The sequence below is a fragment of the Candidatus Phaeomarinobacter ectocarpi genome (genome assembly GCF_000689395.1).
In the GTDB taxonomy this organism is placed as follows: domain Bacteria; phylum Pseudomonadota; class Alphaproteobacteria; order CGMCC-115125; family CGMCC-115125; genus Pyruvatibacter; species Pyruvatibacter ectocarpi.
Window position 1 is genome coordinate 2,558,667 of sequence record NZ_HG966617.1, and the last position, 16,105, is coordinate 2,574,771.

The window sequence follows — 16,105 nt, forward strand, 5'->3', positions numbered from 1 at the left end:
GGATCGCTGGTTGAACGCAAACACTTCCGGCGATCGCGGACATGTAAAATGCACCTTCGTTCCAAACTGATTGAGACGGTCGCGGTCGGCAACGAGCTGGGCGAATGCGTGTTGTGGCGCGACAGCGACCAGAGCGTTTGGTGGACGGATGTTCAATCCTGCCGGCTGTATAGGCTCTCATGGCTGTCTCTGGCCCTCACAGTCTATGAAACACCGGAACGGCTTTGCTCATTCAGCTTTTTGGCAGGCACTGACCGCGAAATTCTGGCCGCCTTTGCTTCAGGCTTGGCCATCTATAACCCTGAAGAAAACCACATACGCTGGCTGGACCGGCCAAAAGAACTCGGCGGCAGCCTACGCCTAAATGATGGCCGTACAGACCCTGGCGGACGCTTTTGGGTAGGGTCCATGTCGGAAGACCTTAAACCCTCAGGCAGGCTTTATTGCGCAGGCAAAGACGGAATTTTGAACACGAGACAGGAAAGTGTTCGCATCTCAAATGGTATCTGTTGGGCGCCTGACGGACGGACCATGTATTTTACCGACAGTCCGTCACGGCAAATACGAAGTTGCACCTACGATGCTCGCTTGGGAACCACAGCGGCTTGGCAGAACTTCGCGAGCGTCTCAAAAGGTGAACCGGACGGCGCAATAACAGACGCGGATGGCGTTTACTGGTTCGCTCATTGGGCGGGCGCATGTGTGACAGGTCTATCGCCACAAGGCGCCATTGTTGGAGAGATTGAAGTTCCAACACCACATGCCACTTGCCCGGCACTAGGCGGACCAAAGGGAAACCTGATGTTCATAACGTCAGCCCGTCAGGGTTTGGATGCGTCGCAGATCGACGAAAACGCCGGCAGTCTTTTCATTTATGAGACGGACCTTATGGCATCCACCAACGGACAGACTCGCGCATTAATTGCCCGCCGCTAAAGAGCTAGCGTGCAAAATCCGGCCGACCCTCGAAATCCGGGACCGAACAATTCTCAATAACTTGCCAGGCGCGCCCAACGCGCCGCTCGAAGAAGCCGGCCAAGGTCATTCACGAGGGCGATGTCTGGACCAAAACCAGAAATGTCGATTAGCACCACTACAGCAACGCGAGAGATGTGATTGGTAGTAGGAGTGGTCCACACTCGCCAGCTCCCACCAAAGCATGCTCGTCTAAAATTCTTCCAGTCAAGACCAAGGCCTCTAACCCACTGGTTTTGCACAGGTTTATGCACTGGAAACTTGCTTTTGGGACTGGATGCGTAGGCGATTGCATGGATGCATGGAGGGGTAATCACCCCTTGCCGGAGGCTACCCATGAACCAACTCCATCCCATCCAACTTGGAAACGCGATTTCAACTCACCAGCAGCTGCGACTGCAGCTCATCCGTGAATTCCCGGAAGCCGACGAGGAAACCCTCGCCGATACCGTCGAAGGAATAAGCGACTTACCGGAGCTGATTGCTGCTCTCATCAGGTCATCACTTGCCGACCGCGACATGGCGGATGCTCTCAAAGCAAGAATGGCAGATATGGCATCACGCCAGGCAAGGCTCCTGGAACGCGAACGCAAAAAACGGGCATTAGCAGCAAGCGCGATGCGCGACGCTGACATCAAGAAGATACTGAAATCTGACATCACCGCGAGCCTGCGCCCTGTTCCTCCAGCGGTATCCATCGAGGATGAGGGCGCTATCCCGGCGGAGTACTGGCGTACTCAACCACCCAAGCTTGATCGCAAGGAACTAAGAGACGTTCTGCTAAGTGGACAGGATGTTCCGGGAACAAAACTCACGCCACAAGACGACACGCTTTCAGTGAGGACGAAGTGATGGGATTTTCACGCAATCAGATCAAATCTCTTGTCGCACCGCTCAAAGCCAAAACAGTCAAAGTGAGATACGAAGACAACATACGACTGGCGTACCTCGAGGGCTGGCATGTCATCAAAGAAGCCAATCGCGTGTTCGGTTTTGACGGATGGGATCGGCGAACACTTACACTTGAACAAGTCCAAGTCTTAAGGCGTGATCCGCTTTGGCATGCAACCTATCAGGCCAAGGTTCAGGTGATCGTGAAGACGAATACCCGTGACATCCTGCGCGAAGGAGTTGGTGTGGGACATGGGCACCATACCGATCAGCCACGGGCACGAGACATGGCGCTCAAAGCCGCAGAGACAGACGCTACCAAACGGGCACTCTCAACATTCGGAAACCAGTTTGGCCTGGCGCTCTACGATCCTGAGCTCGCCGACATTGATGGGTGCATTGATGATCGACAGGGGCAAAATTGGGTGTTGGTCAATCATGACGGCATGGCTCTTGGCCGTTTTGATCTACCAGGTGAGTTTTGCGGTGCCTATCGATCGCACCTAAACGCGATGGATTCATACAAGACCGCAATACGCCTATGGGCGTTGAACTACCCTGAGCTTGCCCGACTGATGCGCGAGGTGCCTTCGCTGAAAAACCAGGCCGGCATGCATTACGGCGAAATTCTTCAGCGAACCTATCAGCGAAAAATCGCCAATTGGCTTCAGGTAGCGGATCCCCCCGTTCAGGACCCTAACCAGCGTAAACCAGAAGAAGAACTAGCGCAGGCAAAAGATAGAAGCGACACCGAAATCACAAGTCCGACTTCAACGGCAGGACGCACGCCCAAAGAAGAGGACAAACCTGCCAACGGAAAGAAACACAGGGAAACGTCGAACAGGATTGATAAGTCCAAGCTCCATATAGGCGTTCCCCGTCGTGTCCGCGACAAAGCCCACCTCAAAAAAATAGCCGCACTTTCCTGCCTGGTCTGCGGGCGACGTCCCTCACAGGCTCACCATCTTACTTACGCCCAGCATCGGGGTTTGGGACAAAAAGTAAGCGACGAGTTCACCGTGCCGCTATGTGCGATCCACCACCGAGCGCTGCATGATGTCGGGAATGAAGAAAAGTGGTGGGCGCAGCATTCCATTGACCCGCTGCCAATCGCTCTGGGTTTCTGGCAAGCTCACAAAACTGGCGAGGTACTACCTCAGACGAACACCAACCCGAACGGGAGCGTAGAAAGTGCCCCTCCAAATAGAGATCGCTCTGTGGCACAATCAGATGCAGTACATGAGGAGTCCTCAGGCAGCACTCAGATCGTCTTAACCCCACCATCACCTTGAATCAGCCTGTGATCGCCATCTCTAAATCCAGTGAACGTCAAGCATGAACTCTAGCACCAGAACAACACACGGCAAACCCCGATGGCCAAGACGGCTGGTCGCCCGACGTCGTCTCACTTGCACCGCTATTGGCTTGGCCGCCTTTGCCATTTGGTTCGATCACGCCTCTTTGGTCTAACATACTTGCGGCAGCATCACTCGGGCTCTTGGCTGTGTACCTCATAGTCCGCCGCAAGACGATTGCATCCGAAGCACTGGATCTTCGCGTCGAGAGCAGTATTTCCCTCAATCCAGTTAGCGCCCCTGCCGCACTGCATAGATCGACAAACTTGAGTGCGGCTCCTATACACCAACAGACTACGCCGACGGCACTTGGGTACCGCACCCGTTTGAGAGGAACATGATTGCGGTTCCTCTCAGACCGCCCCTTTTTGACTAGAATCCCCCTATCTTGGAAGCTGTGATTTCCTTGTGGTAAAACGCCCTAACTAGTGCTTCATTAAGATCATCGAGTGCAATTTCAACCCCAAAATCGGGGGCGGTAACTGGGGTGCCGTTAAGCAATGCAGCGATACACAACTACCCGCCCTCGCCCAGCGATCGGAGCCCATCACGAATGACGCCAAAACGATGATAAGTGACGCAACGACTTTGGTAACCGGGGGCGCTGGGTTTATCGGCTCGTTCCTTTGCGAAAAACTACTAGATGAGGGGAAACATGTTCTTTGTGTGGACAACTATTTCACCGGCAGCCGCGACAACATCCAGCACCTGCTGAGCAACCCACGCTTTGAGCTGATCCGGCATGACATCACCTGGCCGCTCTATGTCGAAGTGAACGATATCTATAACCTTGCTTGCCCGGCATCACCAATCCACTATCAGCACGACCCCGTGCAGACGACAAAGACCAGCGTTCATGGCGCCATCAACATGCTAGGCCTTGCAAAACGTGTGAACGCAAGAATTCTTCAAGCGTCCACCAGTGAGGTGTACGGTGACCCTGCCGTTCATCCGCAAACGGAAGATTACTGGGGCAACGTCAACCCGATCGGGATTCGCGCCTGCTATGATGAAGGTAAGCGCTGCGCCGAAACACTGTTCTTCGATTACTACCGGCAGCATAGTCTACGCATTCGGGTAGCTCGCATCTTCAACACCTACGGCCCTCGCATGCACGCTAGGGATGGTCGCGTGGTTTCCAATTTCATCGTACAGGCCCTTACCAGTCAGCAGATTACCCTCTATGGCGAAGGCTCACAAACCCGCGCATTCTGTTATGTCGACGATCTCGTAGATGGCCTGACCCGCTTGATGAACCAACCCGACAACTATCCCGGCCCCGTCAATCTCGGCAATCCATCCGAGTTTACTATCCGCCAGCTTGCGGAGAAGGTCATAGATATCACAGGCTCTTCATCGAAACTCAAATTTTTGCCGCTTCCCGCAGATGACCCAAAGCAACGCCAGCCGGATATCACAAAGGCAAAAGGCGATCTAGCTTGGCAACCCAAGACCTCCCTCGATGACGGCTTGCGGAAAACGGTGGCGTACTTTGAATCATTGCTGTCGTCTGAAGCATTTCATGTCGCGGACACTTAGTTTGCTGGCCCAGCTGAAATCCATGTCCGAGGAAGTAATGTCGTGGTAAAGAAGCGCGCAGTTTTCGTAGCATCAGCTCATGCAATGAAGAAGGTTCCCGGCGGCCAGCAGATATGCACGCGCGAGTACATCGAAGCGATCACACATGCCGGCTTCAATCTTGCTTACAGCACCTTTGAGCCCGCCAACTCCTTGACCGCAAAAATCACCCGGCGGATTGACCGGCAGCCCTATAGATACTTTGTGCCAAAAAACACGGCCGCCGAAGTAATTCGGCTGTGCAACCAAAATGATACAAGAACTGTTTTCCTGAACGTCGCCGATCTCGCGCCCATCGCAGAGGATCTCAAACAGCACGACCCGAACCTTGAAATCATTATGCTTTCGCACGGTCTTGGCAGCGTGGACTACCTCCACGAAATCCGCACTCAGAACTGGGGTAGCCATTTCACTGGCTTGCGCACCAGCCAGGTACATTTTTTAGGCCAGCAAATCGTCGAGGAATGCCGACAGCGCCGGTGGATTGACGCTGTTATCTGTCTCGCGCCGTTTGAGGCTGAAATTGAGCGGTGGTTGGGCGTTAAACGCATACTCCAAATCTCTCGTACTGTTGTCCGAGACGAACTGGACTGGCAGCCACTTGACGGACAGATTGGGTTTGTTGGTCGCCTCGACCATCCGCCCAACCTTGAGGGACTCAGGCTAGTGCTCCAGGAAATGACAAAGAGAAACGCGTCCGACATCGACGTACGCATCATTGGACTGCCGGGCGACGTCGGCGACAAGCTTGCCAAACAATTCCCCTTCGCAACTTATCTTGGAAGCCTGCCAGACGAGGCCCTGCGCGAAGAAGCCGCCTCCTGGACCTGCAGCATCAATCCGCTTTTTTGCTACGCGCGCGGGGCCAGCACAAAGCTGGCCGTTATGTTGGGGTGGGGTGTCCCGGTTCTGACCACCCCCGAGGGCATGCGCGGCTATAGTTGGCCAGGCGGGCCGCCGGCCACGGCTGACACGCCCGGCGCATTTGCTGACGCAGCACTTGCTATTGCCCGCCAGCCAGCAGTTCGCGAAAAAGCCCATGCAAAAACACTGATGGCCCTAGCAACACCCTACACAATTGACATGGCGGCGCAGGCCATCTCTGAATTCATGAGCGTAAAGCAAGCTGAACCCGCGCATATTGGTAAACGGTAGGAGTCGCGTCATGAAATCAGCGGATCTGATAGGCACCGCCCTACGACTAGTGCCGTGGACATTCCGTGACCGCATCAAACACTTTCCCGGCCTCGCCCACCTGCAGCGGTTTCTGGTTACATCCTTTCTCAATGGCAAGGAATTTGAGCATGTTGTCGATGCGGGGCCCGCCGCCGGCATCAAGTTCCACATCCAAATGCCTGAAGACAAAGGCATCTGGACGGGCACCTATGAAGTCGATTTTGCGACCCGTGTGTCAAATGCTGTAAAGCCCGGTGACGTCGCCTATGACATAGGCGGCTGGCACGGATTCTTTTCGGGCGTTCTCGCAGCCGCGGGCACTGCTCAGGTGCATGTGTTTGAGCCGCTGCCCGATAATATCAAGTACATCAAGCGGCTGGTGACACTGAACCCGGACCACGAAATTACGCTGCACGAATGCGCGGTCGGTGCACTTGACGAAACACTTGATCTCGTCGTAATGCCGCAGACCAGCATGGCGAAGCTGGGGACAAGCCCCTTCCAAGCAGACACCACTACTGGAGACCGCATAAGCGTTCCCGTCCGGTGCCTTGACAACATGGTTACCAGGGGAGGAATCGCCCCGCCGGACATCATGAAAATAGATGTGGAGGGCGCGGAAATTCTTGTGCTGAAGGGCTGCCTTGACACCTTGAGACTCGCAAAGCCCGTCATTTTCGCCGAGATGCACTCATCCGCGTTGTTGGCAGAAGGCACCTCCCTGCTTGAGAGCGAAGGCTATGTGGTGCACGTCATCGACAAGAATCTGGCGGCTGCAAAGGATTTAGATGTATTCCAGATTCATGCGCAACACCGAGGCAGCAGCTAAACAGCATAAGCCGACATCACCATCCGCAGCCGCCTATGAGGTGCTTTTGCGGAACCAGAAGCTTTGCGCACATCCCTTGTCCGCGAAGGGCAATCCGCTCAAATCAAACGCGCCACCGCGCTGCGCATAGTGGCCTGGCCACAGCACATCCGCACTATGTCCGGACAAGTAAATGTGAAGTAACGTCTGCTCAGCCCAAGGCCGGTGGCGGTCCGCCAGCCACTCCGCTGGATACTCATAGGGCAAAAAAACATCGTGCACGTGAAAAACCACGCCGGCCGGGGCCATGGGTAGGAGGCGGGTGAAAACGGTCGTCACATCATTGCCCGCCGCCACTTGGTGGCTTGAATCCACGAAAACGATGTCGTTCGGCCCAAAGCCGGATAACAGGTTCTCAAAATCCGAGGTCTCGAATTCCTGTTGATAGAGCTTGTCGACGAACCGGCCGATTTCCACGCGCGGCATCGGGTCGATTGCTATGTGCTGTGATGCAAGCTGGCCGTCGCTGATGGCCTGGCGGATGATCCGCGTGCTGTTGCCGCAGCCAACCTCAAGGATGCGATCCGGCGCGAGCGAACGCACCATGAGGTAAAGGACCTCCGCGTCCGGAGTCTTGAAATAGCCGTTGTCCGGCTCATATAACCCTGGCGAGGTCCCGCCTGCCATCAGCCGCGCAAGGTCATTGCAATAGTGCTGATAGGCGCTGGAGAGTGGATGCGGATCAAACGCGCACATGCACTCAAGCAGCGGATAAGCTGGGCCCTCAAAATGGCCACGCTCCGCCATCTGCTGAAGCCGCCGCCGCTCGCGATCTTCCTCGAGCGTCGTGTTCAAATGAAGCCCCACAGGATTGAGCGCCAAGTTGAGAGCATTCTTGATACGCGAGCTGAGAGCCATCGGGTTACCTGATATTGCCGGGCGGGGAATGAGTAGCAGGGCGGGCTAGACCGTCACCCGTTCGCCACGTTCCCGCAACTGTATCTGATCGTAAATCCAGGAATAAGTCTTCTCGAGCCCCTCTCTCAGCGAAATGCTTGGCGCCCAGTCGAGCTTCTGCTTGATGAGCATGTTGTCAGAGTTCCGACCGCGCACGCCCTGTGGCGCTGAAAGGTCATAATTCCGCTTCAGCTTCACGCCAGCGAAATTCTCCGCCAGATCCACAAGCTGATTGATCGTGACCAGCTCGTCGGAGCCAAGATTGAGGGGCTCTTCAATGCTTGAATTCATAATGTTGTAGGTGCCGTGCAGGCAATCATCAATGTACATGAAGCTGCGGGTCTGCTCGCCGTCACCCCAGATATCGATTTCATTGCGGCCCGAGAGCTTGGCCTCGATGACTTTGCGGCAGATGGCCGCCGGTGCTTTTTCGCGGCCACCATCCCAGGTGCCTTCAGGCCCATACACATTGTGATATCGAGCCACCCGCGAAACGATGCCGAAATCTTCTGAGTAATGCCGACACATACGTTCTGAAAAGAGCTTCTCCCATCCATACCCGTCCTCAGGGTCAGCGGGATACGCATCGGATTCCTTGAGAGATGTCACTGCCGTTTCACGCTGCCGGTAACCAGGATAGACGCACGCGGAGGACGAGAAGAAAAACTGCTCCACCCGAAACTCACGCGCCGCCATGAGCAAATGGGTGTTGATGAGAACACTCAGCATGCAGGCCGCTTTGTTGTTCTCGATGAACCCCATACCACCCATATCGGCCGCCAGGTTGTAAATCGCGCACGTGCCGTCCGCCGCCTTGCGGCAGTTGAGGAGGTCGTTCAGATCAAGCACTTGATTATCAGCCCAATCATGGCGCTGATACCAGGATTCCGGCGGCTTCACGTCAATGGCACGGACACTCGTGTGTCCCTGATCCTTGAGGTAGTTAACAAGATGCCCGCCGATAAACCCGCCGGCGCCTGCCACCAGAACCGTTCCAGCCTTACTCATAGTGCTCTCCAAATCTGCTTTTTCTGCCGTAGCCTAGGAACAAAAGGTCACAGTCATAGGACAGCAATAGCGGGATCCGCCAACATACCCCTTGAAGAATACGCGCTTGGCGCGCTTAACGGGAGGCCCAAAGGTTGTTTTCGGTTAATGCCTGGCCAGGCGACCACGCCTCGCCAGTCACAGATGAAAATTTGAAACCGGCTGCGGACAAAATACGCGCCAGCTGCGCCGCAAATGCAGCGCCACTTTCGGGCAGCACTTCGACAATCACATTGTCCACCCGGGACAGGCTGGCTTTACAGCCTTCCAGCACCGCAAGCTCATATCCTTCCACGTCAATTTTCAAAAGCCTGATCCGCGGCATTTCATACCTGATAGCAAGGTCATCGACCGATACCAAGGGCACCACAAACGGGTATGGCTGATCGTTGGGGCCAATGTTCGCAAGACTCAGCCGGGCCCGGTCCTGATCACTTTGATGTTGTAATGTGATGAAACCGTCTTCCTGTCCGACAGCGGCGCATATGGTGGTGATATTGCCAAACCCGCTGGCTGCGCTGTTTGTGAGTACCAAGTGGCAGTTGTGAGGCTGCGGATCAATGGCATAGACATGCCCCTGCGCGCCTACTGAGTGAGCAGCAAGCAACGACAGCGTTCCAACATGCGACCCAACATCAATGGCGATGTCCCCGCTCCCAAGCAACCGTTCGAACAAAGCGGTTGTTGCAGGTTCCGTCACGCCAAACTGGATCAGCTCAAGCTGAGTCCATTCGCGCGGGTCAAGTAGCATGCGGATGCCTGGCTTCACCTCAACAACGCGCGGGCGGGCAGCTCGCTGCAGTACATGCTGCAGCCACCCTTTACCGCGAAAGCCCGGCGCGCGACCCAGAATGCGAAGCAGAAAAAAGAGAATTGTCCCACCCCCCAGTCCAGGCGATTTCCATGCGCCAATCAGCTAAGTACTCTCTCAAGTGCGGCATCAAAACAGGCCTGACCTTGCGCGAATGAATGGGCTTGATTGACCCTGGCGATGTCCTGCATGTCAAGACTGCGTGAGTTTAACACAGCAAGCCGCAGGCAGTCTTGCAATTCCTCTTCAGTGCCGAACTGCCACCCTGTCTCGCCATCAAAGATCATGTTGGGAACACACCCACACAGGTTCGAAACGATCGCAGGCAAACCCGCCGCAAACCCCTCATTGACCACAAGTCCCCATGTATCATCATCGGATGCAAGTACCTGGCAATCAGCCGCCGCGTAAAACGCCGGTAGCACGGTCTGATTCTGAAATCCCCAGAACCTGACCGGCAGCCCATATGACATGGCGACCGCCTCCAACTCACATTGCTCCGGCCCTGAACCGACAATCCAAAGCTGAGACCGGCCGACAAGATCCGGTTCGGCCGCAAGCATGCGGCGGTAAGCCTGAAGCAACATGCTGATCCTTTTCCGGCCGATGAGTTTGCCGACCGTTAGCAGAATCGTATCAGCAACGCCTGCCCCCGACTGCCTCCGCAATCTCGCAGCCTCGCCGCTGCCCCGCGCCTCAGCCGCGTCAGAGCCGATGCGTGCCGTATCAACCATATGTGGCAGATAGTGAAGCCGCCGCGCCGGCACGCCATAATACTCCAAGTATTCCCGCGCCCGCGCACCCGGATAGAGGTAATGGGCCATCCGCGGCATAATCATGCGGTACGGCAGGTATTTGAGCAACTTCACGGCAGCGCTTCTGGGTGAATTTAGTATAGAGTCGCCACGCACAAACACCGGCAACTTCTGGCGCCGTGCAGCCAAAAGCGCCTGAACGCTGGACTTTTTGTTCCAGCCAAGCACGACTAGCGCATCGAACCCACCTGCTTCCAGACGGGCACCAATTTCAGGCGTGTCACAACCTGAGAAACTAAGATCCGGATGCTGAGCAACATTGTTGAGCCATTCGTGATGATACCCCTCGAGCAGAGGCGTATCCCACTCAAACTCGATATCAAAGCCCGCCCGCGCTTGGTCGGCCCCAGTTGCCTTAAGCGCGTAAAAAACCGTCAAGTCATGGTGCCGCGCCAGTGAAGCATACCACGGGCTGTAATATTGCACAGGATGGGTTGCGACAAAGGCGATTCGGCGTCGGGTCATTCATGCATCGCCTTATCTTGATTCACTCTCAGCCAGTGTTGCAGGGGCCGGCCGAGCATCCGTTCGAGCTCAAGCACATCGCCGCGCACCAGCGCGACAATGGCAGCCTTCTCGCCGGCGCTCAATTCAGGATAGGCCGGGCGGAAGAAAAGCTGTTCCATCACCCGCCGCACCTGCAACAGATCCTTCAACCTGTCAGCAACCGCCATACCCGCCCACTTCTTGATCCACAAATAGGGGCCGCGGGCAATCCATGTATAAAGCCGTGAATAAATACGCCGTGCCTTCTCCGACTTTGGTTGAACGCCCTGCCGCGCATTACGCTTGCCTGCCGCCACTAGATGCGTCGATTCGAAAGTGTCAATGCCGAGGAATTGGGCTAGCTCGTCCAGGGTCGCCTGCCGCCGCTCCGTCACGTCTTCATGGCACCGGATGAAAAACTGGTCTACTGGAAATTCCGCGAACCACCTTTTTAGGTGTTTTGCGTAAAGCGCCGGTTCGAGCAATAAATCTGGATACTGCTCAATCGCCTCAAGCACGCTTGGCCGGGTGACCAGCGGCACCGCCTGATGAAAATTCTGCCGCAGCAGATGCCAGTAGTGAGATTGTATCTGTGACACAGGGTCGCGCAAAATGGCGACAATGCGTGTGTGCGGAATAACAGTCTTCGCATGCAGGTGCGCGCGCGGAGATGCCATATACCTCACAGAGAAATCACAGCGGATGAGTTCATCCCCGCAACCAGAGAAATAAGCGGGGTATTCATCAAAGCGGTCCGCAAAATTCTCGTAATGAAGCGCGTTCAGCTCCTTGCGCGTCGGCATGAAAACCTGCGGATGCGCATCAAGCACGTTTGAGAGCCATGTGGTAGCGGACTTTGGTGCACCGATGCCAAGGAGGTTCGGCAGGTGCTTGTCCGGGTCACTAGTCGCGCGTTGCGCCAACTCGGCAAGGCGAGGGTCGACATCCATACTCATGATCGCGCCACCGCCCTATCAAAAATCCGGCATTCCTGCTGCGCCAGCTTTTCCGCCTCGCTAACCTGAATCTTTGCTGGTCCTGGACTAGGCACCCTTCCAGCGCCGCAAATCACCTCCCGCCACAGCCCCGCAAGGCTTGCCGCCGCATCCTCAAAACCTGCCTCACCATCTGGGAGAAGCCCGATCGCACATTGGGGGAAAGCACCAAGTGCCCGCTCAACCACGCTGTCCCGCCCCACGGCAGCCACCACCGGCTTCCCCATCTCGGCCAGAATCGCCAGTTTTGAGGGCCGGTAAGCCGGATCGTTTGACCCCAGCACGATGTTGAAATCCGCCCGAGAGGTGGCATCAAGCGCATTGAAATAAGGTATGCGGTCCCCTTGCTCTTGCACCGCCTCGCTGACACCGAATTCGCGGGCCGCAGCCGTGACAAAAGCCTGTGTCTCACGGTTCGAATATTTTGTGCCGACAAATTGCAACCGTACTGCACCGAAAACATCAGGCCATTGCTGCCGTGCACTACTCAATGCCTTCATCAGCAGCCGCAAAAAATCAACGCTCTCAGCGCCCGCCCGGCCTGCATAGAACCCCGTGCATGTCGTTTTATCGAACACGAGTGGGGTCTCAATAGCCTGCAAAACTTCAATGTCCTTAGGGTTGAATCCAAACGGCACTTCCGCCGCCGGAACATCCGCCAGGCCCGGATAGCGCCTGCGGAAGACATCAATATACTTCTGGCTGACCGAAATGATGCCGGACGCATGCGGAACCGTCATAGCCTCCAGCTTGCGGTGCACCGCCCGCATAAACCGATGTTTGAGCTGTCGGCTGCGCTGCGAGTTGACGAATTCAGCGTTGAACCAGGGATCCTGAAAATCGAGCACGAATGGTACACCAAAGCGGCGCTGCCAATAGCGGCCAAGCGTCATGATCGGGAACTGTGTTGTGGAGATATAGATGAGGTCATACGTCCCGCTGGCCAGAAGCTTTGATCCGGCCCGTGCCAGAGCCACCCATCCACGCAGGCCGGAAGCAGTCAGGCCGAGATGTCGCGTCACATGTACGCCAAGCGCATCCACACGTTGGATTGGCAGGTCGTCGGGAACCGTTCGTGTAAGTCGCTCTTCAATTGGCCGCCCGGCGGTTTCAGGAGAGATCGCTAATATGGCAGGCTCCCACCCATACCGTGCATAAAAGTTCACACCGCCGCGCACCCTGTGCATATCCGCCGCATCTGTCGGCGGAAAATGGGGCGAGACAATGAGGAGACGGCGCATAAGGGAAGCCCACTTGTTCACAGCATTCAGGGTTTGGCAGGCGGCAAGAACAACAACATCCCGAGACGCCTGCCCTGCGGCACATAATATAGAATGTCCCGCAGAGCGCCCGCATCTATAACCCGGATCACAGCCAGATAGGTAGATGCACAGAGCCCAGCCGCACCGACAAACTGCCAGACCGTGTCCAGGCCAGATATCGCCGGCACCAGTTGCCACCAGGTAACAGCCGCGAGGGAACCACTGGCAGCACAGGCTGCCAGCGTGCGCAGAACCGCACTAAGAGCCAGCACACCGCGCCCAACCAGCAGCGCTATAAGACCGGTGCAGACGCCCCCATAAACCACAGCAATCGTCTTTGCATATGCCAGAACTTCGCCCGACAGAAGAAGTGGTGCTAGCCCGGCCACATATCCCGCTAGAAGACTGAGTTGTGCATAGAGGACGATGCGCGGACCGATGCCCGTGAGAACAATCACGGTCAATGCCTGCAGACCAACACGGCCAACGCAGATGAGAGCCGCAACCGGAAGAAAAGCGGCGACTTCAACCCACCCCGACCCGAAAACAATCAGGACGGCTGCTTCGGGCTCAAGGATCAGCAGTGTCGCGGGCGGCAATGCAATCCAAGCAGAGGCCCTTAACAACAGGCCAGACGCTTCACGCGCCTGCTGTGTGCCACGCTCCAGTTTCGAGAGTATCGGATAAAGCACAGTCACCGCAGGCCCAGCAAAGGTTGCGGTGGACAATTGCCCAAGACCGATGGCACGCCCATAGATGCCATAAGCGGCATAGCCTTGACCTTGCGAGAGAAAGACGCTTTCCAGCAGCAGCCGCCCGCGCGTCAGGACCTCGGACGCGCTGCGGGTAATACCAAATCGCATGGCGGAAGCATAGGCCTTGAAATCGAAGTCCCAAGCAATAAGGCCACGCCGCGAAATGAAGAGGTCTGCGGCGAACGGCACCGGTACTAAGATCATGTGTGCCATAAGGGCAAGAACACCGAAGCCCGACAGCGCGAGACCGATCGCAACCCCGCCCGACAAAAGCACGCTGATACTCTTGAGAAGCCGCAGACGCCGCCAGTCCAGTTCTATCTGGAGAACAGTGCTCCATAGGATGCGGGGCAGATTGAGTAGAATACCAATGGATCCTATTGCCAGATATGGTGCCAAGGGCGCCAAATTCTCAATCCAAAGAAAACCGGCAGCCACGCCATTTACGATGACAAAGAGACATCCATGGAGGATCAACCCGAACGACCAGTGCCTTGCATACTGTAGGGTGTTATCGGTCTTCTGCCGTAGCGCATGCTCAAGAAAGCTCTGGATGGAAAATACATAAGTGAAGACAACGATGGCCTGGATGAGACCGAACTGGCCGTAGATCTGAGGCGTAAGTAGCCGTACCAAAATAAGGCTGATGGCCACCTGAACAATCTGCAGACTGATCGAGACACCAGTACCCCAGATCAGGGCCGACCTAGCGGTCGTTCTAAAAGATTTTGGTTCTCCTCCGGACACGGGTGCCAACTTTGCTGCCAGTTCAATGCGTCAATGCCCGCGGATGCCTAAAGATTTCCGCCACCGGCACCATCATTTGCTACCGCAGCGTTTTATCAGACATGACAAGCGGAGGCAGCTATAAATACAGGTAGACTAACGTAGTAGAAAGTGCTGACCCAATGCGCGACCCGGGTTACGACAAGCCCCAGAATGATGGCCCGCCGGCACCGGCCCCGAACAACACTCCGGATCAGGAGCGTACGCTTGAAGGTGAGCATATTCTGGCACTGCTCGCGAGCTCCCATCTGTTCGGCTCTGAACGTGCGAACATCGAAGCCATGCGCGCGCTTCGCGAGCAAGGTGCTCAGGTTACCTTCCTAACCCATGGCACCTTCGGCGCAGATCACATCGAGCCCTATCTGGAAGCATCCGGCTTCAACTGGCATCGCGCTGCATTTGGCTATTTGTGGACCCGGCATATGCTAGGCAAACACTTCAAGTACTTCATACGCAACCTCTACGGTGTAGTCGCTACCTCCCTCACGCTGCGCCGCCTGATACCCGCTCTCGGCATCACCGCGCTGCACATCCCAAATCTGCAAAACTTTTCTTATGTCGCACCGATAGCGCGCTGGCTCGGCATGCCCATCGTGATGCGCGCAGGCGACGAACTGCCCGCCCATACACCCATCCACCGTTGGTTGGTGCGCCGTGCCGTCTGGTCAGCAACACTCTTCGTCGCTGTCTCCAACTACATTCGCGACACGCTCATTGAAAACGGCGTGCCACCGGAAAACGTCCAAGTGATCTATAACCACCCACCCCAGCGCAACCTACCTGCCGGGTCCCACACCTGCGATGAAGCGGCGCAAGTCGAGGATAGCACCTGGATGCTTTCCTTCATCGGACAGCTTTCACCCGCCAAAGGTGCAATTGAAGCAATCGAGGCTGTCTCGCTACTCAAGGAAGCTGGCTACCGGGTGACGCTCAAGATTGCCGGGTCGGCGGAATGGGGCAGCACTTACGGCCAAAACCTCTCTCAAATCGTGCAAGACCTGGACCTCGCCCGTGAGGTTGAGTTTCTGGGTTTCATTGAGAACGTTCCCGGCCTTCTCGCAGCCTCACACCTGCACCTGTGCCCCTCAACCTGGAATGACCCCCACCCCAACGTGATACCAGAGGCCAAAAAGTCCGGCACACCATCGATCGTATTTCCCCGCGGTGGTATGCCGGAATTGATCCATCATAGGGTCGACGGCAGCGTATGCGGCAACGCCACGTCATACGCCTTGTTCACCGAGATTTCATGGTGGCTCGGACAACCCGAAGTACTCAAGGCCGCATGCATCGCAGCACGGCGCGATTACGAGGCCCGCTTCAATTATGAGCGGTTCATGACGCAGTGGCACGGCATCTACGCACATATCCGCAACACACACACCTAGAGTTGGAAAACCCAGCAGGA

Annotated in this window: 14 protein-coding genes; 7 read left to right on the top strand and 7 right to left on the bottom strand. The window is 56.0% G+C overall.

Going from position 1 to position 16,105, the window contains the following annotated elements; all coding sequences use genetic code 11:
• Positions 1-48: 48 nt before the first annotated feature.
• From BN1012_RS12275 to BN1012_RS12300, 6 genes are all read left to right on the top strand, one after another.
• Positions 49-936 carry an SMP-30/gluconolactonase/LRE family protein gene (locus BN1012_RS12275; protein WP_043949826.1) on the top strand — a complete coding sequence of 296 codons (888 nt, stop codon included), beginning with the start codon at positions 49-51 and terminating at the stop codon, positions 934-936.
• Between the two features lie 375 nt (positions 937-1,311).
• A complete protein-coding gene (locus BN1012_RS17010; RefSeq protein WP_052535227.1) occupies positions 1,312-1,827 on the top strand; it encodes a siphovirus Gp157 family protein in 516 nt (171 codons plus the stop codon).
• Complete coding sequence (locus BN1012_RS17015) at positions 1,827-3,158, top strand: Rad52/Rad22 family DNA repair protein (protein WP_052535230.1); 1,332 nt, start codon at positions 1,827-1,829, stop codon at positions 3,156-3,158. The genes BN1012_RS17010 and BN1012_RS17015 overlap by 1 nt, the downstream gene beginning before the upstream one ends.
• A gap of 630 nt (positions 3,159-3,788) precedes the next feature.
• A complete protein-coding gene (locus BN1012_RS12290; protein WP_043949827.1) occupies positions 3,789-4,760 on the top strand; it encodes a UDP-glucuronic acid decarboxylase family protein in 972 nt (323 codons plus the stop codon).
• Between the two features lie 84 nt (positions 4,761-4,844).
• Positions 4,845-5,954, top strand: coding sequence for a glycosyltransferase (locus BN1012_RS12295; RefSeq protein WP_052535232.1), 1,110 nt, complete (start codon positions 4,845-4,847; stop codon positions 5,952-5,954).
• 10 nt (positions 5,955-5,964) lie between these two features.
• Positions 5,965-6,804, top strand: a complete 840-nt coding sequence (locus tag BN1012_RS12300) for an FkbM family methyltransferase (RefSeq protein ID WP_081826373.1) — start codon at positions 5,965-5,967, stop codon at positions 6,802-6,804.
• Between the two features lie 33 nt (positions 6,805-6,837).
• On the opposite strand, the gene BN1012_RS12305 is transcribed toward BN1012_RS12300, so the two are convergent.
• The 7 genes from BN1012_RS12305 to BN1012_RS12335 form a co-directional block, all read right to left on the bottom strand.
• Entirely contained in the window at positions 6,838-7,701 is an 864-nt protein-coding gene (locus tag BN1012_RS12305; RefSeq protein WP_043949829.1) for a class I SAM-dependent methyltransferase, read from the bottom strand.
• Positions 7,702-7,746: 45 nt separating this feature from the next.
• The gene (locus tag BN1012_RS12310) at positions 7,747-8,748 is read right to left on the bottom strand and encodes an NAD-dependent epimerase/dehydratase family protein (protein ID WP_043949830.1); all 1,002 of its coding nucleotides are present in this window, start codon (positions 8,746-8,748) and stop codon (positions 7,747-7,749) included.
• 115 nt (positions 8,749-8,863) lie between these two features.
• Entirely contained in the window at positions 8,864-9,538 is a 675-nt protein-coding gene (locus tag BN1012_RS12315; protein ID WP_145973460.1) for an FkbM family methyltransferase, read from the bottom strand.
• A 161-nt stretch (positions 9,539-9,699) separates the two neighbouring features.
• The gene (locus BN1012_RS12320; RefSeq protein ID WP_043949832.1) at positions 9,700-10,878 is read right to left on the bottom strand and encodes a glycosyltransferase family 4 protein; all 1,179 of its coding nucleotides are present in this window, start codon (positions 10,876-10,878) and stop codon (positions 9,700-9,702) included.
• Positions 10,875-11,855 carry a sulfotransferase family protein gene (locus BN1012_RS12325; protein ID WP_081826374.1) on the bottom strand — a complete coding sequence of 327 codons (981 nt, stop codon included), beginning with the start codon at positions 11,853-11,855 and terminating at the stop codon, positions 10,875-10,877. Before BN1012_RS12325 ends, BN1012_RS12320 begins: the two co-directional genes overlap by 4 nt.
• Positions 11,852-13,135 (bottom strand): glycosyltransferase, encoded by a 1,284-nt coding sequence (locus BN1012_RS12330; RefSeq protein ID WP_043949834.1) that lies wholly within the window; start codon positions 13,133-13,135, stop codon positions 11,852-11,854. The genes BN1012_RS12325 and BN1012_RS12330 overlap by 4 nt, the downstream gene beginning before the upstream one ends.
• Before the next feature lie 26 nt (positions 13,136-13,161).
• Positions 13,162-14,565: an oligosaccharide flippase family protein gene (locus BN1012_RS12335; protein WP_043949835.1), complete on the bottom strand. Its 1,404-nt coding sequence runs from the start codon at positions 14,563-14,565 to the stop codon at positions 13,162-13,164.
• A 254-nt stretch (positions 14,566-14,819) separates the two neighbouring features.
• On the opposite strand from BN1012_RS12335, the gene BN1012_RS12340 reads away from it, so the two are divergent.
• Positions 14,820-16,085: a glycosyltransferase family 4 protein gene (locus tag BN1012_RS12340; RefSeq protein ID WP_043949836.1), complete on the top strand. Its 1,266-nt coding sequence runs from the start codon at positions 14,820-14,822 to the stop codon at positions 16,083-16,085.
• The last annotated feature ends 20 nt before the right edge of the window (positions 16,086-16,105 follow it).

Coding starts and splice junctions, on each gene's coding strand:
- BN1012_RS12275 (WP_043949826.1), top strand. CDS start 49: ATGCACCTTCGTTCCAAACTGATTGAGACGGTCGCGGTCGGCAACGAG.
- BN1012_RS17010 (WP_052535227.1), top strand. CDS start 1,312: ATGAACCAACTCCATCCCATCCAACTTGGAAACGCGATTTCAACTCAC.
- BN1012_RS17015 (WP_052535230.1), top strand. CDS start 1,827: ATGGGATTTTCACGCAATCAGATCAAATCTCTTGTCGCACCGCTCAAA.
- BN1012_RS12290 (WP_043949827.1), top strand. CDS start 3,789: ATGATAAGTGACGCAACGACTTTGGTAACCGGGGGCGCTGGGTTTATC.
- BN1012_RS12295 (WP_052535232.1), top strand. CDS start 4,845: ATGAAGAAGGTTCCCGGCGGCCAGCAGATATGCACGCGCGAGTACATC.
- BN1012_RS12300 (WP_081826373.1), top strand. CDS start 5,965: ATGAAATCAGCGGATCTGATAGGCACCGCCCTACGACTAGTGCCGTGG.
- BN1012_RS12305 (WP_043949829.1), bottom strand. CDS start 7,701: ATGGCTCTCAGCTCGCGTATCAAGAATGCTCTCAACTTGGCGCTCAAT.
- BN1012_RS12310 (WP_043949830.1), bottom strand. CDS start 8,748: ATGAGTAAGGCTGGAACGGTTCTGGTGGCAGGCGCCGGCGGGTTTATC.
- BN1012_RS12315 (WP_145973460.1), bottom strand. CDS start 9,538: ATGCTACTTGACCCGCGCGAATGGACTCAGCTTGAGCTGATCCAGTTT.
- BN1012_RS12320 (WP_043949832.1), bottom strand. CDS start 10,878: ATGACCCGACGCCGAATCGCCTTTGTCGCAACCCATCCTGTGCAATAT.
- BN1012_RS12325 (WP_081826374.1), bottom strand. CDS start 11,855: ATGAGTATGGATGTCGACCCTCGCCTTGCCGAGTTGGCGCAACGCGCG.
- BN1012_RS12330 (WP_043949834.1), bottom strand. CDS start 13,135: ATGCGCCGTCTCCTCATTGTCTCGCCCCATTTTCCGCCGACAGATGCG.
- BN1012_RS12340 (WP_043949836.1), top strand. CDS start 14,820: ATGCGCGACCCGGGTTACGACAAGCCCCAGAATGATGGCCCGCCGGCA.